Source organism: Flavobacterium hibisci, from assembly GCF_020026925.1.
Taxonomy (GTDB): domain Bacteria; phylum Bacteroidota; class Bacteroidia; order Flavobacteriales; family Flavobacteriaceae; genus Flavobacterium; species Flavobacterium hibisci.
Genome location: NZ_JAIQDW010000008.1, coordinates 106,996 through 132,252, shown reverse-complemented (window position 1 = coordinate 132,252; position 25,257 = coordinate 106,996). Strand labels below are relative to the sequence as shown.

Sequence of the window (25,257 nt, the reverse complement as noted above, 5' to 3'; positions counted from 1 at the left end):
AATTATAAATGCTGAATTATAAATTATTTGAACAATCAAAATTTATAATTCAAAATTCAAAATAACAAAAATGAGCGATTCAAATGTAAATATGGTTGCCCCTCCTGAAGGTGTTGTTGGTGAAGGTTTTTTTGCCACAAAACTAAATGACGTTGTAGGCTTGGCACGCGCGAATTCTCTTTGGCCATTGCCTTTCGCAACTTCATGCTGCGGAATCGAATTTATGGCCACTATGGCATCACATTACGACTTGGCACGATTTGGTTCTGAACGTGTGAGTTTCTCACCTCGTCAGGCTGATATGTTAATGGTAATGGGAACCATCTCTAAAAAAATGGCTCCTATTTTAAGACAGGTTTACGAACAAATGTCTGAGCCTCGTTGGGTAATTGCTGTTGGAGCCTGTGCTTCATCAGGTGGAATTTTTGACACTTACTCTGTTTTACAAGGTATTGACAAAGTTATTCCGGTTGATGTTTACGTGCCGGGATGTCCTCCAAGACCAGAACAAATTGTTGACGGTGTAATGAAACTTCAGGAATTGGTAAAAAACGAATCTGTGAGACGAAGAAGCTCTCCGGAATACCAGGAATTATTAGCTTCCTATAATATCTCATAAAATGGCTTTAGAAAATACACTGATCCAGGATAAACTTGTACAAACATTCAATAATGATGTTTTTAACTTTCATGAAGAAAGAGATATTTTCACTTTAGAAGCTTCAGCTGATAAAATTACAGCCCTGATTCTTTTCCTGAAAAATGATGCTGATTTACGTTTCCACTTTTTAACTGATTTATGCGGTATTCACTACCCAGATAACGAATCAGAACGTCAATTTGCTATTGTATATCATCTGCACAACTGGTACGATAATAAACGCATCAGAATTAAAGTATATCTTAATGGCGAAAAACCGGAAATCAAAACCATTTCAAATATTTTCTTAAGTTCAAACTGGATGGAAAGGGAAACATACGATTTCTTTGGCATAAACTTTATTGGTCATCCGCAATTGAAACGTATTTTGAATATGGATGAAATGGTGTCTTTCCCTATGAGAAAAGAATTCCCAATGGAAGACAGCGGAAGAACAGATAAGGACGACAGATTCTTTGGAAGAACAACAACAAATTGCTAAAAAATAAATAATTCAACATTATAAAATGTCAGAACTATTATTATCACCAGAGCATCGATATGCTAAAATAATAAAGGATAAACTAAACGAAGACGGAAGCGAGCTTTCTGTACTTAATTTAGGTCCTACTCACCCGGCTACTCACGGTATTTTTCAAAATATTTTGTTGATGGATGGTGAAAGAATTCTGGAAGCTGAACCAACTATTGGTTACATCCATAGAGCATTCGAAAAAATTGCTGAAAACCGTCCTTTTTATCAAATTACCCCTCTTACAGACCGTATGAACTATTGCTCCTCTCCTATTAATAATATGGGATGGTGGATGACATTAGAAAAATTATTAGGTATTGAAGTTCCAAAAAGAGCTCAATATTTAAGAGTTATCGTAATGGAGCTGGCGCGTATTACAGACCACTTAATCTGTAACTCGATTTTAGGAGTTGATACTGGTGCGTACACCGGCTTTTTATACGTTTTTCAGTTTAGAGAAAAGATTTACGAAATCTACGAAGAAATTTGTGGAGCCCGTTTGACAACCAATATGGGAAGAATCGGTGGATTTGAAAGAGACTGGTCTCCGGAAGCTTTCAAAAAACTGGATACTTTCCTTGAAGAATTTCCTGTTGCATGGAAAGAATTTGAAAACTTATTCGAAAGAAACAGAATTTTTATTGACAGGACTGTAAACGTAGGTGCAATCTCTGCAGAGAAAGCAATGGCTTACGGATTCACAGGACCGAACTTACGTGCTGCCGGAGTTGATTACGACGTTCGGGTTGCACAACCTTATTCATCTTACGAAGATTTCGATTTTATTGTTCCCGTTGGAAAATCAGGTGACACTTATGATCGTTTTTGTGTTCGTAATGCAGAAGTTTGGGAAAGTTTAAGTATTATTCGTCAGGCTTTGGATAAAATGCCAGCAGGAAACGAATACCATGCAGAAGTACCTGATTATTATTTGCCTCCAAAAGAAGATGTATATACTTCTATGGAATCTTTGATTTATCACTTTAAGATTGTAATGGGAGAAGTTCCTGTACCGGTTGCAGAAATTTACCACCCGGTTGAAGGAGGAAATGGAGAAATCGGATTTTATTTAGTGACAGATGGAAGCAGAACTCCATACAGATTACATTTCAGAAGACCTTGTTTTATTTATTACCAGGCATATCCTGAAATGATTAAAGGTGCTTTATTATCAGATGCAATTGTTATTTTGTCAAGTTTAAATGTAATCGCAGGAGAATTAGACGCATAAAATGAATTATAAATTTTGAATTGTAAATTATAAATGCCGCAAACATTTAAAATTTAAAATTTAAGATTCAAAATAATAAAAAATGGAACGTAAACATTACAAACAAGAAATAAACATGACCGAGGCATTGATGAACCGCATCAATGAACTGATTAATCATTATCCTGAAGGAAAACAAAAATCGGCTCTATTGCCTGTTTTACATGAAGTTCAGGATGCGCATAACAACTGGCTTAGTATTGAACTGCAGGATAAAGTGGCAGAAATTCTTCAAATCAAACCAATCGAGGTTTACGAAGTGGTTACTTTTTACACCATGTTCAACCAAAAACCAATTGGGAAATACATGTTTGAGTTTTGCCAGACTTCTTGTTGTTGTTTAAGCGGTGCTGAAAATTTAATGGATTATACTTCTGAAAAATTAGGCATTAAAATGGGCGAAACAACTCCGGACGGATTGTTCACTATTGCCGGTGTAGAATGTTTAGGTGCCTGCGGATATGCTCCGATGATGCAGTTAGGCGATTTCTACAAAGAAAAACTGACAGAAGAAAAAATCGATCAGTTAATCGCTGATTGTAAAGAGGATAAAATAATATTACACGATAAATAAGATGTCAAAGAAAATATTATTAGACAAAATCAACGTTCCGGGTATTAAGACCTACGAAGTATATCGTCAAAACGGCGGTTATGCTTCTGTAGAAAAAGCTTTAAAAACCCTTACGCCTGACGAAGTTGTTGAAGAAGTAAAAAAATCGGGTATTCGTGGTCGTGGTGGAGCTGGTTTCCCGGCGGGAATGAAATGGAGTTTTATTGATAAAAAATCAGGAAAACCAAGACATTTGGTTTGCAACGCCGACGAATCTGAGCCAGGAACTTTCAAAGATCGTTATTTGATGGAATTTATTCCTCACTTATTGATTGAAGGAATGATTACTTCAAGTTTTGCTCTTGGTGCAAACCTATCCTACATCTACATTCGTGGAGAATATATGTGGGTTTTCAAAATTTTAGAAAAAGCAATCAACGAAGCAAGAGCTGCGGGTTGGTTAGGAAAAAATATATTAGGTACAGGTTACGATTTGGATTTATATGTTCACTGCGGAGCAGGAGCTTATATCTGCGGAGAAGAAACTGCACTTATTGAATCACTGGAAGGTAAAAGAGGAAACCCTCGTATTAAACCGCCTTTCCCGGCTGTTTCAGGTCTTTGGGCAAACCCAACTGTAGTTAACAATGTTGAGACTATTGCCGCAGTGCCTTGGATCATTAATAATTCTGGTGATGAGTATGCTAAAATTGGTCTTGGCCGTTCAACTGGAACGAAATTAATTTCAGCTTCAGGAAACATTAAAAACCCTGGTGTTTACGAAATAGAATTAGGCTTAAGCGTTGATGAATTCATGAATTCCGATGAATATCTGGGAGGAATGTCTACAAGCAGACCTTTAAAAGCTTTGGTTCCGGGTGGTTCATCCGTTCCAATTTTACCGGCAGAACTGATTTTCAAAACTGCAAATGGTGAAGACCGTTTAATGACTTACGAGTCTTTGAGTGATGGTGGTTTTGCTACCGGATCGATGTTAGGTTCTGGCGGGTTTATTGTTTACGATGACAGAGCCTGTATTGTAAGAAACACCTGGAATTTTGCACGTTTTTATCACCACGAATCTTGTGGGCAATGTACACCTTGCCGTGAAGGAACTGGCTGGTTAGAAAAAATATTATGGAGAATTGAAAACGGTCAGGGTCGTGAAGAGGATATCGAATTATTGTGGAGTATTCAAAGTAAAATCGAAGGAAATACGATTTGTCCGCTTGGCGATGCGGCTTCGTGGCCGGTAGCAGCAGCTATTCGTCATTTTAGAGATGAATTTGAATACCACGTTCGTTTCCCTGAAAAAATAAAACACAGAGATCATTTTGTTGCTCAACCGTTTTCGCAAGTAAAACATTTGGTTGGAGGTAAGGTAATCGTATAATAAAAATATAAAAGAATTACGAAGTCATATAGTATTAAAAGGACAGCAAAACTTTTGAATAGCTAAGCTTTCGATATTCAAATCATTAAGAGAGATGAAAGTAACCATAGACGGTCAAAGTATTGACGTAGAACCAGGAACTACCATCCTGCAGGCTGCACGTATGATTGGAGGAGATCTAGTTCCGCCAGCCATGTGTTATTACTCAAAACTAAAAGGAAGCGGAGGAAAATGCCGTTGCTGTTTAGTTGAAGTTTCAAAAGGAAGTGAAGCTGACCCAAGACCTATGCCAAAATTAATGGCATCTTGCGTAACTGGCTGCATGGACGGAATGGAGGTAAACAGTAAATCTTCTGACCGCGTAACTGAAGCCCGTAAATCTGTAACGGAATTTTTATTGATTAATCACCCGCTGGACTGTCCAATTTGTGATCAGGCTGGAGAATGTGATTTGCAGAATTTAAGTTTCGAACACGGAAATCCAAAATCACGTTATATTGAAGAAAAAAGAACATTCGAACCGGAAGATATCGGTCCGAATATTCAACTGCATATGAACCGTTGTATTTTATGCCAAAGATGTGTACAGGTTGCAGATCAATTGACAGATAACAGAGTTCACGGTGTATTAGATCGTGGAGATCACGCTAATATTTCAACAGGAATCTCAAAAGCAATCGACAATGAATTCTCCGGAAACATGATTGATGTTTGTCCTGTTGGAGCTTTAACAGACAAAACTTTCCGTTTCAAATCAAGAGTCTGGTTTAACAAGCCTTATAATGCGCACAGAGAATGTACAACTCCGGGATGTTGCGGAAAAACAACCGTTTGGATGTTTGGCGGCGAAATTCAGCGTGTAACAGGACGTAAAGATGAGTATCATGAAGTGGAAGAATTCATCTGTAACTCTTGCCGTTTTGACCATAAAAACGTTAATGACTGGGTTATTGAAGGACCAAGAGAATTTGAAAAAGATTCTGTTATCAACCAAAACAACTACACTCAAAAATTAGAGAAAGTCACAATTAATACAGAGAAAAATATTCTTTTAGGAAGAGATGTTGACCGTAAAAAAATCAGTATGGCTGAAATTCCGTTAAACACTAACGACAAAAATTCTTAACAATGGTAGATAGTGCATTTATTATAGAAAAAAGTGTTGTTATTGTTGTGGTTTTTGCCATAACGATGATTATGGCGATGTATTCTACCTGGGCTGAGCGTAAAGTTGCGGCTTTTCTTCAGGATCGTGTAGGACCAAACCGCGCCGGATGGGGAGGATTATTACAGCCTTTGGCAGATGGTTTGAAATTATTTTCGAAAGAAGAATTTTTCCCGAATACACCTAACAAATTTTTATTCGTTGTTGGACCCGCGATAGCCATGAGTACGGCTTTGATGACCAGTGCGGTTATTCCGTGGGGAGACAGATTACATCTTTTTGGAAGAGATATTTTATTACAGGCTACAGATATTAACATTGCGTTATTATACTTCTTTGGAGTTGTTTCTGTTGGAGTGTACGGTATTATGATTGGTGGATGGGCTTCTAATAATAAATTCTCTTTAATGGGAGCTGTTCGTGCCGCTTCGCAAATGGTTTCTTATGAAGTTGCGATGGGATTATCAATGATTGCCTTGTTGATGATGACCGGAACGTTAAGCTTAAAAGAAATCTCTGAGCAGCAGGCAGGAATGAACTGGAATGTTTTTTATCAGCCATTATCTTTCCTTATTTTCCTTATTTGTGCCTTTGCAGAAACCAACAGAACTCCTTTTGATTTGGCAGAATGTGAATCTGAGCTGATTGGGGGTTACCATACTGAATATTCCTCAATGAAAATGGGATTCTATTTGTTTGCTGAATATGCAAATATGTTTATCTCGGCTACTATTATTTCAGTATTGTTCTTTGGAGGGTACAATTATCCGGGAATGCAATGGATGGTAGAAAATGTTGGTGTTAACGCAGCTAACATTTTAGGAATAGCCGTTTTATTTGCTAAAATATGTTTCTGGATCTTTTTCTATATGTGGGTTCGCTGGACGATTCCGAGATTTAGATATGACCAGTTAATGAATTTGGGATGGCGAATTTTGATTCCGCTTTCAATTGCAAATATTATAGTAACGGGAATTGTAATTTTAAGACACGATCTGGCTGCTTTCTTAGGATTCTAAGAACCGTAATGCCCTAGCCCTGATAGCAGCGGCATCCTTTTATGGTAGGTTTCACCATAAAAGATATAGCGGATAAAGCAGTCAAGATAGCTATCGGGAAGCTACTAAATAATAAAATGAAATAGATTGGATTTGATCTAATCATCAAATTGAATCACAAATTATACTTTAAATGTCAATAGAAACTATATCATTATCGGGTAGAAAAAAGGTGGTCTCTAATAAAGAGATGACTTTTTGGGAGCGATTGTATCTTGTGGCGATTGTAAAAGGTTTATTTATTACTATCAAACACTTTTTCAAGAAAAAAGCTACTATTCATTACCCGGAACAAGTTCGTGAAATGAGTCCGGTTTATCGTGGTCAACATATGCTGAAACGTGACGAACAAGGCCGTGAAAACTGTACTGCCTGTGGTCTGTGTGCTTTATCATGTCCTGCTGAAGCCATTACAATGAAGGCAGCCGAGCGTAAAGCTGATGAAAAGCATTTGTACAGAGAGGAAAAATATGCTGAGATTTATGAAATCAATATGCTTCGTTGTATTTTTTGCGGTTTGTGTGAAGAAGCCTGTCCAAAAGACGCTATTTATCTGACACAGTCAAAAGTATTGGTACCTTCAAGCTACGAAAGAGAAGATTTCATTTTTGGAAAAGACAGATTAGTGATGCCGTTGGAAATGGCTATCAAAAATGCTCAACTTAATAATGCTAACTAAATGATACATATTCCTGATTTTGCACACGCAACTACTGTACAAGTTATATTTTGTTTCTTAGCGTTTATCACGGTAATTACTGCCTTTTTGACCATTTTTAGCCGAAACCCAATTCATAGCGCTATTTATTTAGTGATTTGTTTTTTCTCAATTGCGGGTCATTATTTATTATTAAATGCCCAGTTTTTGGCTATCGTACATATTATTGTCTACTCGGGGGCTATTATGATTCTGTTCCTGTTTACAATCATGTTGATGAATCTGAACGAACGCCATCAGGTACACAAACCAAGGATTACGCGTCTGGGTGCGATTGTTTCTTTCTGTCTAATTGTTATTGTATTAATTACTATTTTCATTAACTCAAAACCAATTGTTGGCGAATATGACTCAACCGGAGAAGATTTCCAGTCTATTAAAGTCTTGGGTAAAATATTACTGAACGAATATATGGTTCCGTTTGAATTTGCCTCTATTTTGCTTTTGGTAGCAATGATTGGAACAGTATTATTGTCTAAAAAAGAAAAATTAAATAAATAATGGGTAATATATTAAATCAAATAGGTATAGAAAACTACATCTTTTTAAGTGTTGTACTTTTTTGTATTGGTATTTTTGGTGTATTGTACAGACGAAATGCTATTATCGTTTTCATGTCTATCGAAATCATGCTGAATGCAGTAAACCTTTTATTTGTGGCTTTTTCAACCTACCATCAGGATGCCCAGGGACAGGTTTTTGTGTTCTTTTCGATGGCAGTTGCAGCGGCTGAAGTCGCTGTTGGATTGGCTATTTTAGTTTCGATCTTTAGAAATTTAGGTTCGATTAGTATCGATAATTTAAAAAATTTAAAAGGATAAATGGAAATGGATACCAATTTAGCTTTACTATTAGTACTTACTCCTTTTCTAGGATTTTTAATCAATGTTTTCTTTGGAAAAAGCTTAGGCAAAACAGTTTCAGGAGCAATCGGAACTGTGGCTGTGGCAATTTCTTTTATCATTACCCTTGTACTTTTTAATCAAATTACGTCAACCGGAAAAGCGATAGAAGTTACTTTATTTGACTGGATTCAGATTAGTAACTTAAAAATCAATCTTGGATTTTTATTGGATCAGTTGTCTGTTCTTTGGTTATTGTTCGTAACCGGAATCGGATCTTTGATTCACTTATACTCTATCAGTTACATGCATGATGACGAAAACATGCACAAATTCTTTTCTTATTTGAATTTGTTCGTTTTCTTTATGATTACGCTTGTAATTGGAAGCAACTTATTAGTTTTATTTATTGGATGGGAAGGTGTTGGACTTTGTTCTTACCTGTTGATTGGATTCTGGCATAAAAACCAGGATTACAACGATGCTGCAAAAAAAGCTTTCATCATGAACAGAATTGGAGATTTAGGTTTGTTAATCGGAATGTTCATCATCGGTTCGATGTTTTCAACATTGGATTATGCAACTTTAAAAACGGTAATTGCCGGAGCTTCAAATTTAAATTTACCATTACTTTCTTTAGCAGCTTTATGTTTGTTTATTGGAGCTTGTGGTAAATCTGCTCAAATTCCTTTATACACTTGGTTACCAGATGCGATGGCGGGGCCTACTCCAGTTTCTGCATTAATCCACGCGGCTACAATGGTAACTGCAGGTATCTTTATGGTAACGAGATTAAACTTTGTTTTTGACCTTGCAACAGATGTACAAACTGTAATTGCCATTATTGGAGCTGTGACGTCATTAGTAGCTGCTACAATTGGATTGGTTCAAACCGATATCAAAAAAGTATTGGCTTATTCTACAGTTTCACAATTAGGTTTAATGTTTTTAGCATTAGGTTTTGGCGCTTATGAAGTAGCTGTTTTCCACGTAATCACTCACGCTTTCTTCAAAGCTTGTTTATTCTTAGGATCAGGTTCTGTTATCCATGGTTTACACGGAGAACAGGATATGCGTAAAATGGGTGGTCTGCGTAAAGCAATGCCAATTACGTTCTGGACCATGTTAATTTCTTCATTAGCAATTTCAGGTTTCCCATTACTTTCAGGATTCTTCTCAAAAGATGAAATTTTAATGACAGCTTTCCACCATAGTATTCCATTATATGTTGTTGGATCGATTGCTTCTATAATGACTGCTTTCTATATGTTCCGATTAATGTTCCTGACTTTCTTCAAAGAATTTAGAGGAACTGAAGAACAAAAACATCATTTACATGAAAGTGGTTCTTTAATTACTATTCCACTTATCATTTTGGCTATTTTGGCAGCTTTCGGAGGATTAATCAGTTTACCAGGACACAGCTGGTTAAATGAATATCTGGCTCCTCTTTTCACGAAAGTGGCTGGCGAGGAACATCATTTAGGCGCAACAGAATATACTTTAATGGGTGTTGCGGTCTTAGGCTGTTTACTAGGAATTTTAATTGCTTACATTAAATATTTCAAACAAGATAATGTTCCTGAATCTGATGAAAACATTACTGGCGTAGCAAAAGTTTTATACAACAAATATTACGTAGATGAAATATACGACGCAGTATTTGTACAGCCAATTAATGCTTTATCTAAATTCTTTAGGGATTATATAGAAACTGGTTTATCTGCTCTTGTTTTTGGATTAGGTAAAGTAACGAATGAAATCGCTTTTCAAGGAAAGAGATTACAATCAGGAAGTATCGGATTATATCTGTTTGTTTTTGTTTTAGGAATGTGTGCCATTATTTCCTATATATTTTTAGCTCAATAATATTATAACTATGAACGTTTCTACTATATTAATTATACTCTTAATTGGTGCCTTTGCCACTTATTTTTCTGGTGACAAACTAGCTTCAAAAGTTGCTTTGCTTTTTAGTTTAGCAGCTTTAGGATGTTCAATTGTATTATTGAATAATTATAATGCCGGCGAAAATATCAGCGTAATCAACAGCTGGATTACACAACCGAAAATTTCCTTCGCTTTAAATGCTGACGGGCTTGGACTTGCAATGGTTTTATTAACTCTGGCGTTAACTCCAATCATCATCTTTTCTTCTTTTGGAAATGAATATAAAAACTCAAAAGCTTTCTACGGATTAATTCTTTTCATGGCATTTGCTATGACAGGAACTTTCTTAGCTGCTGATGGTTTATTGTATTACATTTTCTGGGAGTTAGCTTTAATTCCAATTTACTTTATTGCGCTTATATGGGGTAACGGAGATGCTGATGAACGCAGAAAAGCAGTGGTTAAATTCTTTATTTATACCCTTGCCGGTTCGCTATTCATGTTAACTGCTTTTATTTATTTATCTCAAAAAGCAAACGGAAGTTTCTTAATTGAAGATTTATATAAATTAGAACTCTCTGCTTGTGAGCAATTCTGGATTTTCTTAGCTTTCTTTTTAGCATATGCTATTAAAATTCCAATTATTCCTTTCCATACATGGCAGGCAAATGTGTACCAAAAAGCACCAACTGTTGGAACAATGCTTTTATCTGGTATCATGCTAAAAATGGGACTTTATAGTGTTATCAGATGGCAATTGCCAATCGCTCCTCTTGCTGCTAAAGAATACATGTTCATCTTTATCGCTTTAGGAATTGCTGGTGTAATCTACGGTTCTATTGTAGCCTTGAGACAAAATGATCTGAAAAAATTATTAGCTTATTCTTCTCTTGCTCACGTTGGTTTAATTGCAGCTGGATCTTACACCTTAACTCTTGACGGTTTAAGAGGTGCTGTTTTACAAATGATCGCTCACGGTTTTGTAGTTGTTGGATTATTCTTTGCTGCTGAAGTTATTTTCAGAAGATTTGAAACAAGAGAAATTGCAGAATTAGGTGGAATCCGTACACAATCTCCTAAACTTACCTCCATGTTTTTGATTTTAGTCTTAGCATCTGTTGCCTTGCCTGGTACATTTAACTTTGTTGGGGAATTTACAGTTTTATACAGCTTATCTCAAATCAATGTCTGGTTTGCTGTTTTAGGCGGAACAACCATTATTTTAGGAGCTTATTATATGTTGAGAATGTTTCAGCACGTAATGTTAGGTGAAACTAATTCTAAAACTTTTGCAGATGTTACGCTTAACGAAGGAATTTCATTTGCTGTTATCATTGCTGTTTTATTATTCTTTGGTTTCTATCCAAAACCAATTACAGATTTGATTACACCAAGTTTAGAAACGATTTTAAACGTTATCAATAAAAATTAATATTTTAAATAAAAATAAATTAGGGCGTTTTAGATTTCCTAAATCAAAAAAACAAAAATGAATACATTAATAGCTATAACAGGATTAGGTGTTTTCTGCCTATTGTTTGAAATTCTAAATTTTAGAAAGGGCATCGTTCCGTTTACCATTTTAGGTTTATTGGGTGTATTGGCGCTTAATTTTTATGAATTTGGATCAACAGAAAGTTACTACTACAACATGATAACAGTGAGTAAATTTTCCACTGCTTTTTCATCATTGTTTATCATCTTAACTATTTTTCTGGTAGCGTTAAGCCATAATTTTTATGAAAACCATCAGACAAAGATTTCTGATTTTATTGCTATAAAAATATTTTTATTAGCAGGAGCAGTTGCTATGGTTTCTTTTGGAAACTTGGCGATGTTTTTCCTTGGAATTGAAATTTTATCTATTGCACTTTATGTTCTTGCGGCAAGTGACCGTTTGAATGTGAAAAGTAACGAAGCTGGTATGAAATACTTTTTGATGGGATCATTCGCATCAGGTATCATCTTATTCGGAATCTGTCTGATCTACGGAGCAATGGGAAGTTTTGATGTAGTTGAAATCAGTGAATATTCCTTGTCTGCCGAACTGCCAATCTGGTTCCCTATCGGAATGGTTTTGGTAACCATCGGAATGTTATTTAAGATAGCCGCAGTTCCTTTTCATTTTTGGGCTCCGGATGTTTATGAAGGCTCACCTGCCCTGACCACTGCCTTAATGAGTACTTTGGCAAAAGTGGTAGCTATTGCTACTTTATTCAAATTAATTTCGGGTTTAAATTTAATACCTTCTTTAGAAAATCAGGATCATTTACACACTTTCGAGAATATCATCGTAATTATTTCAATTGCTTCGATGACTGTTGGAAACATCATGGCATTACGCCAGGTAAATGTAAAACGTATGCTGGCTTTTTCTGGAATTTCTCATGCAGGTTTCATGCTAATGACTTTCCTAACTGTTGCAGCTTCTGCAGGGGTTCTATTGTATTATACTGCCGCATATGCTTTAGCTGGTATCGCAGCGTTTAGTGTAATTTTATATGTATGTAAAAATCAGGACAACGAAGATATTACCAACTTTCACGGTTTAGGAAAAACAAATCCGTTAATGGCTGCAATATTAACCGGCTCCTTATTATCTATGGCCGGGATTCCGATTTTCTCAGGATTTTTTGCCAAACTTTTTTTGTTTAATCAGACGATTCAGGCTGGTCATATTATCTTAGTGATAGTTGCTGTTATCAATTCTATCATTAGTGTTGGTTATTATTTCAAACTGATATTAGCTATGTATTCAAAAGAGCCAAATGAGGAGCGCACCGGAAAACCGTTTGTTATTTATGCAGTGGCAATTGTGTCAATTTCTTTGAATATAATTTTAGGTTTATTTCCATCTTTAGTTTTAGACTTATTGAATTAAAAACATTCAATTCAAATATATCCAATCCATCCCCAAAAGGATGGATTTTTTAGTTTTAAGATGAATTTATTCAGAAGAAAAAATCATGTTAAAAAAATTACAGAAACAATTGAACATCAAAAAAACTACTTATATTTGAGTACAAATAAATGTATTAGAAATATGAACTTCAATTCGAAAAATCCATTTTTAAGCGACAAACGTTTTTCTTCAAACGCTGTTTCAAAAACTGAAGAAGTGCATCATGCACAAATTATTGATTACAATCAGGATATGACTATATCCGGAACTATCAATAAAACAGCTATTTTATTCTTATTGTTATGTGCCGGAGCAATGCTGACATGGTGGATGGCATTTAACGGAATGAACGCCATGCTGCCAGCTATTGGCGGTGCTATTGTTGCCTTTATTTTGGTTTTAATTTCAGCATTCAAACCACAGGCTTCTCCTTATTTAGCTCCCGGTTATGCTTTGTTTGAAGGCTTATTTATCGGAGGCATTTCTGCTATTTTTGAGGCTAAATTTCCAGGAATCGTAATTAATGCTGTTGGAGCAACTTTAGTTACGTTTTTAGTTTGTCTGGGATTGTATAAATTTAAAATTGTAAAAGTAAATGAACAATTCAGAGCAGTAGTTATTGCTGCTACACTGGCAATTGCAACTTATTATTTAATTTCGTGGATTGTTTCTATGTTTACAAACTACACGCCTGTTCATCATGGAAATTCATTGATGAGTATCGGAATTAGTGTTTTTGTAATCATTGTTGCTGCACTAAACCTATTTTTGGATTTTGATCAAATTGAAAAAGGTGCACAGCAAAGAATGCCAAAATTCATGGAATGGTACGGCGCTATGGGATTGATGATTACCCTAGTTTGGTTGTACATTGAATTCCTTAGATTATTATCAAAATTTGCCAGTAGAGATTAATTCTTTTCCTATATAAAAAAAAGCCTTTTTGATTCAAAAAGGCTTTTTTTATGCTGCTTTTTCAAAGGCTATAAAATGTGATAAGGCTCCCCTATTATTAAAAACCGGAAAAGCATGGATATTGCATTCATAAATTTCCCCACTTTTTTTATAATTTAAAAGTGTCTTTTCAAAAGGGATTTGTTTTTCAATTGCAATTTTAATTTCTTTTAAAAGTGAAGGAGAAGTCATAGGCCCCTGAAACATTTTTGGATATTTCCCCAGGATTTCTTTTTCCGTATATCCTGTCATTTTAGTAATTCCTTCAGAAGCAAAAATTATCTTTTGTTCCGAATCTGTAATCAACACAACTTCATCTTTTAACCGTTGGTTAATATCTAAGTGAGTTATGTCCCATTTAAATTTATGGGAAATGTTTTTGATTCTTTTTAAGTCGGTAGAAAATGTTTTCAGTTCATTTATGGATTCATAATGAAAATCCCAGCAAAGTATCGGAACTGAATTGCAATTTAAGCCTGCTTCGGACTCATCGAAAATTTTTATGTGGTCATTTACAGAATTCATACAAACAATTTATATTCAAAATTAGCCGAAAAATATTTTTAAATACACCCTTTTTATATATTTAACACGTTTAAATTCATTTTAAAAGGCAAATTTTAATTGCACAACTACCTCTTTTTTTTGTTCTGTATTGAGGTTACTCAGGGAAATTCCCAATAATCTGACAGAATCTTTCATTCTTTCCTGATACAGCAATTCTTCAACAGTTTCCAGAATTAAGCTTTTATCAGAAATAAAATAAGGTAAAGTCTTGCTTCTGGTTTGTTGCGTGAAATCGCTGTATTTAATTTTAAGTGTAACCGTTTTTCCTGAAACATTGTATCTTTTTAATCTTTTTTCTAATGAAGTCGCTATTTTTTCGAGCTGTTCCAGCATAAAAATTTCGGATGTCAGATTAACATCAAAAGTATGTTCCGATGCAACCGATTTAGTATTGCGTGAAGGTTTTACTTCGCTATTATGTATTCCCCTGACCACGTAATAATAAAACTTACCTGATTTACCAAAGTGCTTTTCTAAGAACTCAAGCGGTTTGCTTTTTAAATCTAATCCTGTAAAAATACCCAGCTGATACATTTTTTCTGTAGTGACTTTTCCAACGCCATAAAATTTTCTGATCGGTAATTCTTCTAAAAACGGAATTACCTCATCCGGATTTACCGTCTTCTGTCCATTAGGTTTATTGTAGTCACTGGCAATTTTAGCTACAAATTTATTTATAGAAATGCCTGCAGAAGCTGTAAGCCCAACTTCATTTAAAATTCGTAATCTGATTTCCTGAGCCAATAAAGAGGCACTGGGATTTCCTTTTTTATTTTGTGTCACATCAAGATAGGCTTCATCAAGTGAAAGCGGCTCAACCAAATCGGTGTATTCATGAAAGATCTTATGGATCTTAGACGAAATTTCTTTGTAACGGTCAAAACGAGGCCGTACAAATATAATTTCCGGACAATATTTCTTGGCCAAAACACCACTTATAGCACTTCTTACACCAAATTTTCTGGCTTCATAACTTGCCGCAGAAACTACTCCTCTATTTTCTGAGCCTCCAACTGCAATAGGCTTTCCCCGTAAAGCAGGATTATCCATTTGCTCTACCGAAGCATAAAAAGCATCCATATCGATATGGATTATTTTTCGATAAACTGGAATTTCAGACATACTACAAATTTAAAGAAGACCAGCTAATCTGAGTTATCAAAATTGGTCAAATGTTTTTCAGAAAATTCAAATTTTTATTTAATTCCTAATAAAAATCGTTTCTGGGACTAATAAAATGAATTATATATATTTAAAATATCTCAATAAAAGAGGTACTTATTTTCATTATTAAAAATTTAAATATAAAAAAAAATAAAATAAGTTTTTTTACATATCAATCATTGCGAAAAATATTTTTATATATTTGCCGTACCGAAACGAATTACATAATCCATTCCGGTAAAAGTGAATTAAAAATTACAACCAAAAACAAGTTTTAAATATCAGGAAAGAAACGCGTGAGTTCTTGAGATAAATTATAATGACTCAGCATACCTATAAATATTATCAGAAAACAAAAAGCCAGCATCGAATAGATGCAAGTATTTTGGGTTCATGATGAACTATCTAAACCAAAAAACCAATTGACCAATTAAATCACCTTCCCCCGGGTGATTTTTTTTATTTTTTAAACATCACTATTTCAGATAATTAAGGAAATACGTTTTAAATCGAAAACTTTCAAAGTTACAATTAGCACAAATTAATTAAAAAAACAAGCCCAAATGAAATTTCATTCGGGCTTTTATATTTACTTTTCAAAATGCTTAAAATCACTATACTTCTAACCTAGCCCCGATAGGACTGAAAACCCTTTTGTGCCGGGGTTCGGCACAAAAGGTTGTAAGGGATAGCGGGACTGATGTTATGTTGAAACGAAATTATGTGCTCCTAAAAAAACAACTATTCTTCAAACAGTTCCATTAATTCCAAAGCCCGTTTTATGGATTTCACATTATCAAAAGTCAATAGCAAACGTAATCCGTTGACGGTTTGTTTCTCTTTCATCTTGCAGAGTGAGCTTTGTTTTTGAACAAAATTTAAAACTTTTCTAAACTTAGCAGATTGATAATAATCTGATTGCTGATCGGATACAAAATAGCCAATCATTTTGCCTTGTTTAAGGACTAATTTTTCAATTCCGACTCTGGTTGCAATCCATTTTATTCGGATACTGTTCAATAAAGCAACAGCAGGTTTTGGCAATGGTCCAAAGCGATCGATTAATTTCTTCTCGTACTCCTGTAATCCGGATTCCTCTTTTATAGCGCCCAATTCGTTATATAAAACCAAACGTTCTGAAACATTATTGATATATTCATCCGGGAATAATAGCTCGAAATCAGCATCAATCTGAATGTCTTTTACATATTCTTTCGTATCGATATCATTTTCCTCAGGATATAAATCTTTGAATTCATTTTCCTTCAATTCCTCGATCGCTTCGTTCATGATTTTTTGGTACGTATCAAAACCAATTTCATTAATGAAACCACTTTGTTCACCGCCCAATAAATCTCCCGCACCACGGATCTCCAAATCTTTCATCGCAATATTGAAACCGCTTCCTAATTCGCTGAATTGTTCCAAAGCCTGAATACGTTTTCTGGCATCTTCGGTCATGGATGAATACGGCGGACAGATGAAATAACAGAATGCTTTTTTATTGCTTCGCCCTACTCGACCACGCATTTGATGCAAATCTGATAATCCGAAATTATTGGCATTATTGATGAAAATCGTGTTGGCATTTGGAACGTCCAATCCGCTTTCGATGATTGTGGTTGCGACCAAAACATCAAAATCTCCGTTCATGAAACCCAACATCAATTCTTCGAGTTTCGCCCCTTCCATTTGCCCGTGACCGATTCCAACTCTCGCATTTGGAACCAAACGCTGAATCATTCCTGCCACTTCTTTTATATTTTCGATTCTGTTATTGATAAAGAAAACCTGTCCGTTTCTTTGAATTTCATACGAAATCGCATCACGGATAATTTCTTCATTAAAACCAACTACATTCGTCTCAATTGGATAACGGTTTGGCGGAGGCGTTGTAATCACTGATAAATCTCTTGCCGCCATTAATGAAAACTGCAAGGTTCTCGGAATTGGCGTTGCTGTTAATGTCAGCGTATCAACATTCGCAGCGATCGTTTTTAATTTATCTTTTACGTTTACTCCGAATTTTTGTTCCTCATCCACAATCAATAAACCAAGATCTTTAAAAACTACATTTTTGTTTACCAATTGATGCGTCCCGATTACAATATCGAGTTTTCCCTCGGCTAAATCTTTTAAGGTTTGTGTTTTTTGTTTCGCCGTTCTGAATCGGTTTAAATAACCAATTGAAACCGGCATATCTTTCAAACGTTCCGAAAAAGTTCGGTAATGCTGATATGCTAAAATAGTAGTCGGAACCAAAACGGCAACCTGTTTACTATTATCTACGGCTTTAAAAGCAGCACGAATGGCAACCTCTGTTTTACCAAAACCTACATCACCACAAACCAAACGGTCCATTGGGCGGTCGCTTTCCATATCGGCTTTTACTTCTGCCGTCGATTTCATTTGGTCTGGTGTATCTTCATAAATGAACGAACTTTCTAATTCGTTTTGAAGATAACTGTCTGGCGCAAACTGAAAACCTTTTTCTAAACGACGTTTTGCATACAACTGAATCAAATTGAACGCAATATGTTTGACACGCGCTTTGGTTTTTTGTTTTAAAACCTTCCAGGCGTTTGAACCCAATTTATAGATTTTTGGAGGCGTTCCGTCTTTTCCGTTGTATTTTGAGATTTTATGAAGCGAATGAATGCTCACATACACAATATCATTATCGGCATAAACCAATTTTATGGCTTCCTGCGTTTTGCCTTCGACCTGAATTTTTTGCAGTCCGCCAAACTTCCCGATTCCATGATCGATATGTGTTACGTAATCGCCCACAGAAAGCGCGGTTAATTCTTTTAAAGTAATATTCTGCTTTTTCGAATAGCCGTTTTTGATGTTGAATTTATGATACCGCTCAAAAATCTGATGATCTGTATAAGCCGTTATTTGATTTTCTTCATCGATAAAACCCTGATACAAAGGCAATACAATGGTATGATATTGCTTGCGGATATTCTCGGAATTGGCCTCATCCAAACTTTCAAAAATATCATGAAAACGTTTTGCCTGCGTTTCATTCGAGCAGAATAAATAATTTTTATAGCCGTTAAAATGATTGTCGCTCAGATTGTTCAGCAACAAATCAAATTGTTTGTTGAACGATGGCTGAGGCTGAATATGAAATTCGAATTTTTTCGTTGTCTTATAAACCGGCTTTGACAATTCTACAACCGAAAAATCCAATGATCTTTTTATGAATGAAGCCTGATTTAAAAATAGTTGTTCAGGCTCAGCGTGTTTTATTTCCTTCGAAAGTTTTTCAAAAGCTTCTTCTGCCCTTGTGAATTGTTTGTCTAATTGGCTAAAAAGCCCTTCTGTATTTTGGATAAAAATCACCGTTTTCTCCGCAATATAATCTAAGAAACTTTCGCGGTTTTCCTGAAAAATCTTGTTTTCGACATTCGGAATAATCGTGATTTTTTTATGGGTTTCCACAGACAATTGTGTCTCGACATCAAAACTTCTGATGCTGTCTACTTCGTTGCCGAAAAATTCAATTCGGTACGGATGATCGTTTGAAAAAGAAAATACATCGACGATTCCCCCACGAACCGAAAATTCTCCGGGTTCTGTAATAAAATCGACTCTTTTGAATTCATATTCGAACAAAACTTCGTTGATAAAATCGATCGAAATTTTATCGTTCAAAGCAACTTTCAAAGTGTTTTTATCCAATTGCTGACGCGTCACGACTTTCTCGAAAAGTGCTTCGGGATATGTAACAATTACGGCAGGTTTTTTTCGTGAATTGATTCGGTTTAAAACTTCAGCGCGAAGCAGAACATTGGCATTATCCGTTTCATCAACCTGATATGGGCGACGGAAAGATGCCGGATAAAACAAAACATCCTGTTCGCCAATCATTTGTTCAAGATCGTTCAGATAATACGCAGCTTCTTCCTTATTGTCTAAAACAATTAAAAAAGGCAGTTCGGTTTTTTTGAAGACAGACCGGATTATAAATGAGACTGCAGATCCTAACAATCCGCTGATGTTCATTTTTATCTGATTCCCTTCCAGTAAACTTGTTGCAATCTGCTCAGCTTTTGGCAGATTATCATAGGTGGTATATAAGGCGTTTTTACTCAACTTTAGGTAGATTTTGATCTATTGGTGGCATCGAATTCGGGATTGCCCGGGCAGTATCTAACATTCTTAAAAAATCGGACTCCCCTTCTTCTTGTGGAATTTTGCTTTTCTCTACAATTTTGTCCATTTGTCTTTGCAACGAAACCAGTTCTTTATTGATTTCTCCAATTAAAAAAGTGACTTTATCATCCGGAATTTTATGCAAGTGAATAAACAAATCCATCATCTTCACTTTTGTAATCAAAATAGAAATTCGGCTTCTGATTTGTGGCTGGTCGAATTGTGCCGGAATATTATTGTTTAATGCCATTGCTTTTTTAGCAATAGCAGCAGATTTTTTTTGGAATGCCCCAATCGTTTTTCTTGGTTTTCCGCCCAGCTCTTTTAAAAATTCTCCCCACTCTTTCCAGTCAGTTGCATTTTTCTCTGAGATTTCATTGATTGGTTCGTCAATAAATGACCATTCTTTATTTATATTATTAAAAATGATTTCTTTCTTTTTTGCTTCTTTTTTGTTTTCTGCTAGACGTTTTTCATTTTCATCCTGACAGGAGTTCAGTATAAAAACTAAAACTAGAAAAAGAGCTATTTTATATTTCATATATGTAAAATTTATTTTTTAATGGTCACATATGTTATCGCATTATTTGTTGTTTGTCTGAGCAAACTTTTATTAATGGCGATTTCATCTGATAAATACATTAAGCTGCAAAGTTACAAGTAAATTTACAATTATGAATTTTGATTTACAACCATTTTATGTAAGCTTAATAAAGCTGTATCGAAACGAATTAAGCAAAAATCAATATTATTTGTTATTAAATCCATAATTTAACATTATAAAAAGCAGGGTTATTTGCGAAAAAATTATATTTGTTCTTTAAATATATTCAAATGAATCCAAAAATATTAATCATTGGCGCCTGTGGTCAAATTGGGACAGAACTGACTGTGAAACTGCGTAAGTTGTACGGAACAGAAAATGTGATTGCTTCAGATATTCGAAAATTAAATACAGATGTGGTTAATTCAGGTCCGTTTGAAGTGATTAATGCTTTGGATTTTAATCAAATTGAACACTTGGTAGAAATTCATCACATTACAGATATTTATTTAATGGCAGCACTTTTATCTGCGACAGCCGAAAAAAATCCTGCCTTTGCCTGGGACTTGAACATGAATTCACTATTTCATGTTTTAAATCTGGCCAAAGCCAAAAAGATTCAGAAGATTTTCTGGCCATCAAGTATCGCTGTTTTTGGCCCCACAACCCCAAAAGAAAACACGCCTCAATATACAATTATGGAACCTTCAACGGTTTACGGAATTAGTAAACAAGCTGGTGAAAGATGGTGCGAATACTATCACAATGTTTACGGTGTTGATGTTCGCAGTATTCGTTATCCCGGTTTAATCAGCTGGTCAACCCCTCCCGGCGGCGGAACTACAGATTATGCTGTTGATATTTTTCATAAAGCTATTGCCGATAAAAAATACGAATGCTTTTTATCATCCGAAACAAAAATGCCAATGATGTATATGGATGATGCTATTGATGCCACGATCAATATTATGAAGGCTCCTGCTGAAGAAATCAAAATACATTCTTCTTACAATTTAGCTGCGATGAGTTTCACGCCAACAGAGATTGCAGCCGAAATCAAAAAACACATTCCGGAATTTGAAATCACTTATAATCCTGATTTCCGCCAGAAAATTGCCGACAGCTGGCCAGCGAGTATCGACGATTCTGATGCCAGAAAAGACTGGAACTGGAATCATAGGTTTGATTTAGAATCGATGACGAAAGATATGCTGGAGCATTTGAGCTAACTTGACTTATCTTAAAATAAAAGTCCCGTTTAGTATTTCTAAACAGGACTTTTTATATTCTAACTTGAAGATTACTTCACTTCAAAAACATTATTGGCCGCCTTCACATCAGCCATTAATCCGCTTGGATCTATAGTGATTTTTTTGATTGACGCTTTGTTTTTGTCAATTGTAAAACTATAGTTTTGCTGTGCCCAAGCCCAGTCGTCTAAAACAGTTCTTTTTTCGTTTGGATTTGGATTTGGCTTAATGAAATTCATCATTCGTAACGGAATATAGAATGTCTCCGAAGTGCCGTCTGTATAATCCACTTTTAAATCAATTGGCATTGGCATTCTTCCGATTCTTTCTAAAGTAACTGTTGATTTCGCTGAATTATCAGCAACGTCTTTAATTCCGTAATCAATTGTATTAGTTGTTTGTGCCCAGTCTGTCAAATACCAGTCTAATTCTGCTCCGGAAACCCTTTCTGCTGTTCTTTTAATATCGTTTGGAGTCGGATGCTTGAATTTAAAATCATTAAAGTATCTTTTTAAAGCAGCGTCAACATTTTCTTTTCCGATAACATATTCCAACTGCGAAAGAAAAATACTTCCTTTGATATAAGATGAAATACTGTATGGACGGTTTTCGTCATAACGGTCACCATGAGTGGTTTGTGGCTGCTCTTTACCCGAATTAACCAAGCTGTAATAAGCCGCATAATTTCCTTTAAACGGATTTGAGACTTTTTTATCTCCCGCTAATTCATTCAAAGCACTGTCTTCGATATAGGTTGTAAAACCTTCATCCATCCACGGATGCTTTGACTCATTTGAAGCCAGAATATGCTGAAACCAGGAATGCCCTAATTCGTGAGTTGCAGTTCCTAAAATTCCCTCAAGAGTTCCGTTTCCTAGCATCAGTGTACACATGGCATATTCCATTCCGCCATCTCCACCCTGAATAAAGGAGTATTGTTTGTACGGATATGGTCCTACTTTTTGATTGTAATAATCCATTACCTTCACCATTAAAGGCTCCAATTGTTTCCAGTTTTCAGTAGTTTTTGGATTGTTTTTGTAAAAGAAATGCAAATCGACATCGTTTGGCCCTTTTACAATATCATGCGTATATTCTTTGTCAGCCGCCCAGGTAAAATCGTGCACATTTGGCGCGATAAAATGCCACGTCAATGTTTTTGTTTTTTTAGGATAAACGACTTTTACACCTTCATCTTCATAACCGTGACCAATTGTATTTTTATCCTGTAAGTATCCTGAACCTCCAATGGTGTAGTCTTTGTCAATGGTGATTTTTACATCAAAATTACCCCAAACACCATGAAATTCCCTTGCGATGTAAGGATCAGCATGCCATCCTTCAAAATCAAATTCAGCTAATTTTGGATACCATTGCGACATGGAAAGCTCAACTCCTTCAGAATTATTTCTTCCCGAACGACGAACCTGTACCGGAACCTGTCCGTCAAAATCTAACGTAAAAGTCGATCTAGAATTCGGTAAAATTGGTTTTGCCAAAGTTACTTCTAAGATTGTTCCTGAAACTCTTGTCTGAGCATCAACACCATCCTGTTTGAAGTTTGTGATTTTTAAATAACCAATTTCATTGGGTTTCAGATTTTCTATTCGGCTTTGCTTTATGTCTTTTCCATCAGCTCCTTTTGTTTTTGTTACCATTCTCCCATCCGGATCTTTTATAAAATGCAGACGGGCGTCCATTTCACTTCCAGGCTGAAAAGCATTTGGAAACAAATGATAAAATACTTTTCGCAAAGTATCTGCAGAATTGTTCGTATAAACCAATTCCTGTTTTCCTTTATACTGGTAGTTTTTTACATCCATCGAAACCTCCATTTTATAATCGGCGTGCTGCTGCCAGTATGAAGTATTTTGTGCAAAAGCTGCATTTAAACCAAAACTCAAAAAAGAAAGAAGGACAATTTTTCTCATTACGATATTATTTAAAAAACTACAAGTTTACAAAAGTGATCTTGTAAACTTGCAGTTTGATTATTAAAACGATAAAATTTTATTTTTTTGACATTTTCTCAGCCATCAATAAAGCATTGTAAGCATTAACCATTTTAGCCGTTTTTGATGATTCTGTAGCAGATACTGCTTCTGGTTTTTCTTCACCTAAAACCACTTTTTCAGGAAGAGCCACTCCGGATTCCATTAAAATCTTTTTAACCTGAGCCGCTTTAAGTTTTGGATAATAGGAACGAATTAGCGCAGCGACACCGGCAGCATTTGGAGATGCCATTGAAGTTCCCTGCAAATATTTGTATTTATTGTTTGGGATTGTTGCATAAATTTCTTCACCCGGAGCAAAGACATCTACGTTTAACTTTCCAAAGTTTGAAAAGCCGGCTACTACATTTTGACCATATGATTTATTAATCGCCCCAATTGTAATTAGATTGTCTGCAAATTCTTTAACATTATCTTCAGAGTCATTTGGATAATTAATGTTTTGCTTCTCATCAATATTATAACCATCGTTACCAGCTGCATGAACAATCAGCACATCTTTTTTTGCTGCATATTTAATGGCATCATACACCCATTGTTTATGTGGTGAGAAGCTTTTTCCGAAACTTCCGTTAATTACTTTTGCGCCATTATCAACCGCATAACGAATTGCCAAAGCTATATCTTTATCGTATTCGTCTCCATCAGGAACCGCTCTTACAGTCAGAATTTCAACATTGTTTGCAACTCCGTCTCCACCTAAATTATTACCACGAACCTGTGCAATAATTCCGGCAACATGGGTTCCGTGTAATGCTTTTTCTTTATCCGGACCAAATACAATATTATTTCCGTATTTAGTACTTTTTATATCTTCTGCATTATCACCTAAAACTTTTCTTCCGTCAAAATCTTTATTTAAATTGAAATTCAATTCATCATAAACATGTTCTCTGTAATCTTCTAATTCTGTTTCCGGATTAAATGTTGGTCCTGCATTGGTAAAAATCTGTGTCATTACCATTTTGCTTCTGGCTACCTTTGGATCAGTTGAAGTAATTGAATTTAAATCTTCGCTTTTGTATTCTTTTTTATTTAAAGCTGTTTGTATGGTTTTGTGAACATCCAGTAAAAAATCTACTTGCTCTTTATCTTTTAACGCTTTTTCATATTTTTCTGTGTATTGCGCTAAAGCCTGTTTATATTGTTCAGAACCGTCATCTCCTTTTTTAACGATACGGGTCATTTCAAGGTTTTCGTTGACAACATCTCCCAGAAAGTTCCATCCGTTAATATCATCAATATATCCGTTCTTATCATCATCGATTCCATTACCCGGAATTTCCTTTGAATTGGTCCATATTACTCCCTTTAGATCTTCATGTTCGATATCAACTCCTGAATCAACAACCCCAACAATTACTTTTTTACCTGTTTTTCCTTGTAGCAATTCAGCATAAGCTTTGTCTACACTCATTCCAGGAATTGAATCTTTGATTAAATCAAGATGACTCCATCTTTTTAGTTCATTTTCAGTAACTGGTGCTTTTTTAACAACAGCTGCGGGAGCAGTTATAAATTCTTTTGGGGCTGAAACCTGCGCCTGCAAAGTGGCACTGCAGCCTGCTAAAACAAGTAATGCAAAAGCAGATAAATTAAGTGGTTTTATATTGTTCATGTATCTAATTATAAAATA

General features: G+C 35.4%; 21 protein-coding genes. 15 read left to right on the top strand and 6 right to left on the bottom strand.

Translation table 11 applies throughout. From position 1 onward, the window contains the following. Nucleotides 1–70: 70 nt before the first annotated feature. The 14 genes from K8B81_RS10295 to K8B81_RS10230 all read left to right on the top strand — a co-directional run bounded on the left by K8B81_RS10295 (nucleotide 71) and on the right by K8B81_RS10230 (nucleotide 13,881). A complete protein-coding gene (locus K8B81_RS10295; protein ID WP_163391742.1) occupies nucleotides 71–619 on the top strand; it encodes an NADH-quinone oxidoreductase subunit B in 549 nt (182 codons plus the stop codon). Between the two features lies 1 nt (nucleotide 620). Beyond that, nucleotides 621–1,142 (top strand): NADH-quinone oxidoreductase subunit C, encoded by a 522-nt coding sequence (locus K8B81_RS10290; protein WP_223681337.1) that lies wholly within the window; start codon nucleotides 621–623, stop codon nucleotides 1,140–1,142. A gap of 25 nt (nucleotides 1,143–1,167) precedes the next feature. After that, complete coding sequence (locus tag K8B81_RS10285; protein WP_223681336.1) at nucleotides 1,168–2,406, top strand: NADH-quinone oxidoreductase subunit D; 1,239 nt, start codon at nucleotides 1,168–1,170, stop codon at nucleotides 2,404–2,406. Nucleotides 2,407–2,488: 82 nt separating this feature from the next. Beyond that, the gene (locus K8B81_RS10280; protein WP_223681335.1) at nucleotides 2,489–3,019 is read left to right on the top strand and encodes a complex I 24 kDa subunit family protein; all 531 of its coding nucleotides are present in this window, start codon (nucleotides 2,489–2,491) and stop codon (nucleotides 3,017–3,019) included. A gap of 1 nt (nucleotide 3,020) precedes the next feature. Further along, nucleotides 3,021–4,391, top strand: a complete 1,371-nt coding sequence (gene nuoF / locus K8B81_RS10275; RefSeq protein WP_223681334.1) for an NADH-quinone oxidoreductase subunit NuoF — start codon at nucleotides 3,021–3,023, stop codon at nucleotides 4,389–4,391. Nucleotides 4,392–4,485: 94 nt separating this feature from the next. Continuing rightward, nucleotides 4,486–5,517: a 2Fe-2S iron-sulfur cluster-binding protein gene (locus K8B81_RS10270; protein ID WP_223681333.1), complete on the top strand. Its 1,032-nt coding sequence runs from the start codon at nucleotides 4,486–4,488 to the stop codon at nucleotides 5,515–5,517. Nucleotides 5,518–5,519: 2 nt separating this feature from the next. Continuing rightward, nucleotides 5,520–6,575 carry an NADH-quinone oxidoreductase subunit NuoH gene (gene nuoH, locus K8B81_RS10265; RefSeq protein WP_223681332.1) on the top strand — a complete coding sequence of 352 codons (1,056 nt, stop codon included), beginning with the start codon at nucleotides 5,520–5,522 and terminating at the stop codon, nucleotides 6,573–6,575. Between the two features lie 172 nt (nucleotides 6,576–6,747). Then, nucleotides 6,748–7,293, top strand: coding sequence for a NuoI/complex I 23 kDa subunit family protein (locus tag K8B81_RS10260; protein WP_223681331.1), 546 nt, complete (start codon nucleotides 6,748–6,750; stop codon nucleotides 7,291–7,293). Continuing rightward, a complete protein-coding gene (locus K8B81_RS10255) occupies nucleotides 7,294–7,833 on the top strand; it encodes an NADH-quinone oxidoreductase subunit J family protein (protein ID WP_223681330.1) in 540 nt (179 codons plus the stop codon). It begins immediately after the preceding gene. Continuing rightward, complete coding sequence (nuoK, locus tag K8B81_RS10250) at nucleotides 7,833–8,153, top strand: NADH-quinone oxidoreductase subunit NuoK (protein ID WP_017494599.1); 321 nt, start codon at nucleotides 7,833–7,835, stop codon at nucleotides 8,151–8,153. Before K8B81_RS10255 ends, nuoK begins: the two co-directional genes overlap by 1 nt. A gap of 6 nt (nucleotides 8,154–8,159) precedes the next feature. Next, a complete protein-coding gene (nuoL, locus tag K8B81_RS10245; RefSeq protein ID WP_223681329.1) occupies nucleotides 8,160–10,043 on the top strand; it encodes an NADH-quinone oxidoreductase subunit L in 1,884 nt (627 codons plus the stop codon). Between the two features lie 10 nt (nucleotides 10,044–10,053). Next, nucleotides 10,054–11,496: a complex I subunit 4 family protein gene (locus tag K8B81_RS10240; protein WP_223681328.1), complete on the top strand. Its 1,443-nt coding sequence runs from the start codon at nucleotides 10,054–10,056 to the stop codon at nucleotides 11,494–11,496. Between the two features lie 57 nt (nucleotides 11,497–11,553). Beyond that, nucleotides 11,554–12,945: an NADH-quinone oxidoreductase subunit N gene (locus K8B81_RS10235; protein WP_223681327.1), complete on the top strand. Its 1,392-nt coding sequence runs from the start codon at nucleotides 11,554–11,556 to the stop codon at nucleotides 12,943–12,945. Between the two features lie 162 nt (nucleotides 12,946–13,107). After that, nucleotides 13,108–13,881 carry a Bax inhibitor-1/YccA family protein gene (locus tag K8B81_RS10230; protein WP_223681326.1) on the top strand — a complete coding sequence of 258 codons (774 nt, stop codon included), beginning with the start codon at nucleotides 13,108–13,110 and terminating at the stop codon, nucleotides 13,879–13,881. Nucleotides 13,882–13,929: 48 nt separating this feature from the next. On the opposite strand, the gene K8B81_RS10225 is transcribed toward K8B81_RS10230, so the two are convergent. From K8B81_RS10225 to K8B81_RS10210, 4 genes are all read right to left on the bottom strand, one after another. After that, nucleotides 13,930–14,445, bottom strand: coding sequence for a PAS domain-containing protein (locus K8B81_RS10225; protein ID WP_223681325.1), 516 nt, complete (start codon nucleotides 14,443–14,445; stop codon nucleotides 13,930–13,932). An 81-nt stretch (nucleotides 14,446–14,526) separates the two neighbouring features. After that, complete coding sequence (gene dinB / locus K8B81_RS10220) at nucleotides 14,527–15,609, bottom strand: DNA polymerase IV (RefSeq protein WP_223681324.1); 1,083 nt, start codon at nucleotides 15,607–15,609, stop codon at nucleotides 14,527–14,529. A gap of 783 nt (nucleotides 15,610–16,392) precedes the next feature. Further along, the gene (gene mfd / locus K8B81_RS10215; RefSeq protein ID WP_223681323.1) at nucleotides 16,393–19,755 is read right to left on the bottom strand and encodes a transcription-repair coupling factor; all 3,363 of its coding nucleotides are present in this window, start codon (nucleotides 19,753–19,755) and stop codon (nucleotides 16,393–16,395) included. After that, nucleotides 19,748–20,356 (bottom strand): hypothetical protein, encoded by a 609-nt coding sequence (locus K8B81_RS10210; protein ID WP_223681322.1) that lies wholly within the window; start codon nucleotides 20,354–20,356, stop codon nucleotides 19,748–19,750. Before K8B81_RS10210 ends, mfd begins: the two co-directional genes overlap by 8 nt. 293 nt (nucleotides 20,357–20,649) lie before the next feature. Between K8B81_RS10210 and K8B81_RS10205 the strand changes: the two genes are divergently transcribed. Further along, nucleotides 20,650–21,588 (top strand): L-threonine 3-dehydrogenase, encoded by a 939-nt coding sequence (locus K8B81_RS10205; protein ID WP_223681321.1) that lies wholly within the window; start codon nucleotides 20,650–20,652, stop codon nucleotides 21,586–21,588. Between the two features lie 71 nt (nucleotides 21,589–21,659). Here the strand turns inward: K8B81_RS10205 and K8B81_RS10200 are convergent, their stop codons facing one another. Next, the gene (locus tag K8B81_RS10200; protein ID WP_223681320.1) at nucleotides 21,660–23,540 is read right to left on the bottom strand and encodes a M1 family metallopeptidase; all 1,881 of its coding nucleotides are present in this window, start codon (nucleotides 23,538–23,540) and stop codon (nucleotides 21,660–21,662) included. Nucleotides 23,541–23,619: 79 nt separating this feature from the next. Then, the gene (locus K8B81_RS10195) at nucleotides 23,620–25,239 is read right to left on the bottom strand and encodes a S8 family peptidase (protein ID WP_223681319.1); all 1,620 of its coding nucleotides are present in this window, start codon (nucleotides 25,237–25,239) and stop codon (nucleotides 23,620–23,622) included. Nucleotides 25,240–25,257 lie beyond the last annotated feature (18 nt).

Bases quoted from the DNA above. Each gene is read 5' to 3' on its own strand.
- K8B81_RS10235 (WP_223681327.1), top strand. From the start codon at position 11,554: ATGAATACATTAATAGCTATAACAGGATTAGGTGTTTTCTGCCTATTG.
- K8B81_RS10205 (WP_223681321.1), top strand. From the start codon at position 20,650: ATGAATCCAAAAATATTAATCATTGGCGCCTGTGGTCAAATTGGGACA.
- K8B81_RS10225 (WP_223681325.1), bottom strand. From the start codon at position 14,445: ATGAATTCTGTAAATGACCACATAAAAATTTTCGATGAGTCCGAAGCA.
- nuoH (WP_223681332.1), top strand. From the start codon at position 5,520: ATGGTAGATAGTGCATTTATTATAGAAAAAAGTGTTGTTATTGTTGTG.
- nuoK (WP_017494599.1), top strand. From the start codon at position 7,833: ATGGGTAATATATTAAATCAAATAGGTATAGAAAACTACATCTTTTTA.
- K8B81_RS10295 (WP_163391742.1), top strand. From the start codon at position 71: ATGAGCGATTCAAATGTAAATATGGTTGCCCCTCCTGAAGGTGTTGTT.
- K8B81_RS10285 (WP_223681336.1), top strand. From the start codon at position 1,168: ATGTCAGAACTATTATTATCACCAGAGCATCGATATGCTAAAATAATA.
- K8B81_RS10280 (WP_223681335.1), top strand. From the start codon at position 2,489: ATGGAACGTAAACATTACAAACAAGAAATAAACATGACCGAGGCATTG.
- nuoF (WP_223681334.1), top strand. From the start codon at position 3,021: ATGTCAAAGAAAATATTATTAGACAAAATCAACGTTCCGGGTATTAAG.
- K8B81_RS10230 (WP_223681326.1), top strand. From the start codon at position 13,108: ATGAACTTCAATTCGAAAAATCCATTTTTAAGCGACAAACGTTTTTCT.
- K8B81_RS10270 (WP_223681333.1), top strand. From the start codon at position 4,486: ATGAAAGTAACCATAGACGGTCAAAGTATTGACGTAGAACCAGGAACT.
- K8B81_RS10200 (WP_223681320.1), bottom strand. From the start codon at position 23,540: ATGAGAAAAATTGTCCTTCTTTCTTTTTTGAGTTTTGGTTTAAATGCA.
- K8B81_RS10290 (WP_223681337.1), top strand. From the start codon at position 621: ATGGCTTTAGAAAATACACTGATCCAGGATAAACTTGTACAAACATTC.
- dinB (WP_223681324.1), bottom strand. From the start codon at position 15,609: ATGTCTGAAATTCCAGTTTATCGAAAAATAATCCATATCGATATGGAT.
- K8B81_RS10260 (WP_223681331.1), top strand. From the start codon at position 6,748: ATGTCAATAGAAACTATATCATTATCGGGTAGAAAAAAGGTGGTCTCT.
- K8B81_RS10195 (WP_223681319.1), bottom strand. From the start codon at position 25,239: ATGAACAATATAAAACCACTTAATTTATCTGCTTTTGCATTACTTGTT.
- K8B81_RS10240 (WP_223681328.1), top strand. From the start codon at position 10,054: ATGAACGTTTCTACTATATTAATTATACTCTTAATTGGTGCCTTTGCC.
- K8B81_RS10255 (WP_223681330.1), top strand. From the start codon at position 7,294: ATGATACATATTCCTGATTTTGCACACGCAACTACTGTACAAGTTATA.
- K8B81_RS10210 (WP_223681322.1), bottom strand. From the start codon at position 20,356: ATGAAATATAAAATAGCTCTTTTTCTAGTTTTAGTTTTTATACTGAAC.
- nuoL (WP_223681329.1), top strand. From the start codon at position 8,160: ATGGATACCAATTTAGCTTTACTATTAGTACTTACTCCTTTTCTAGGA.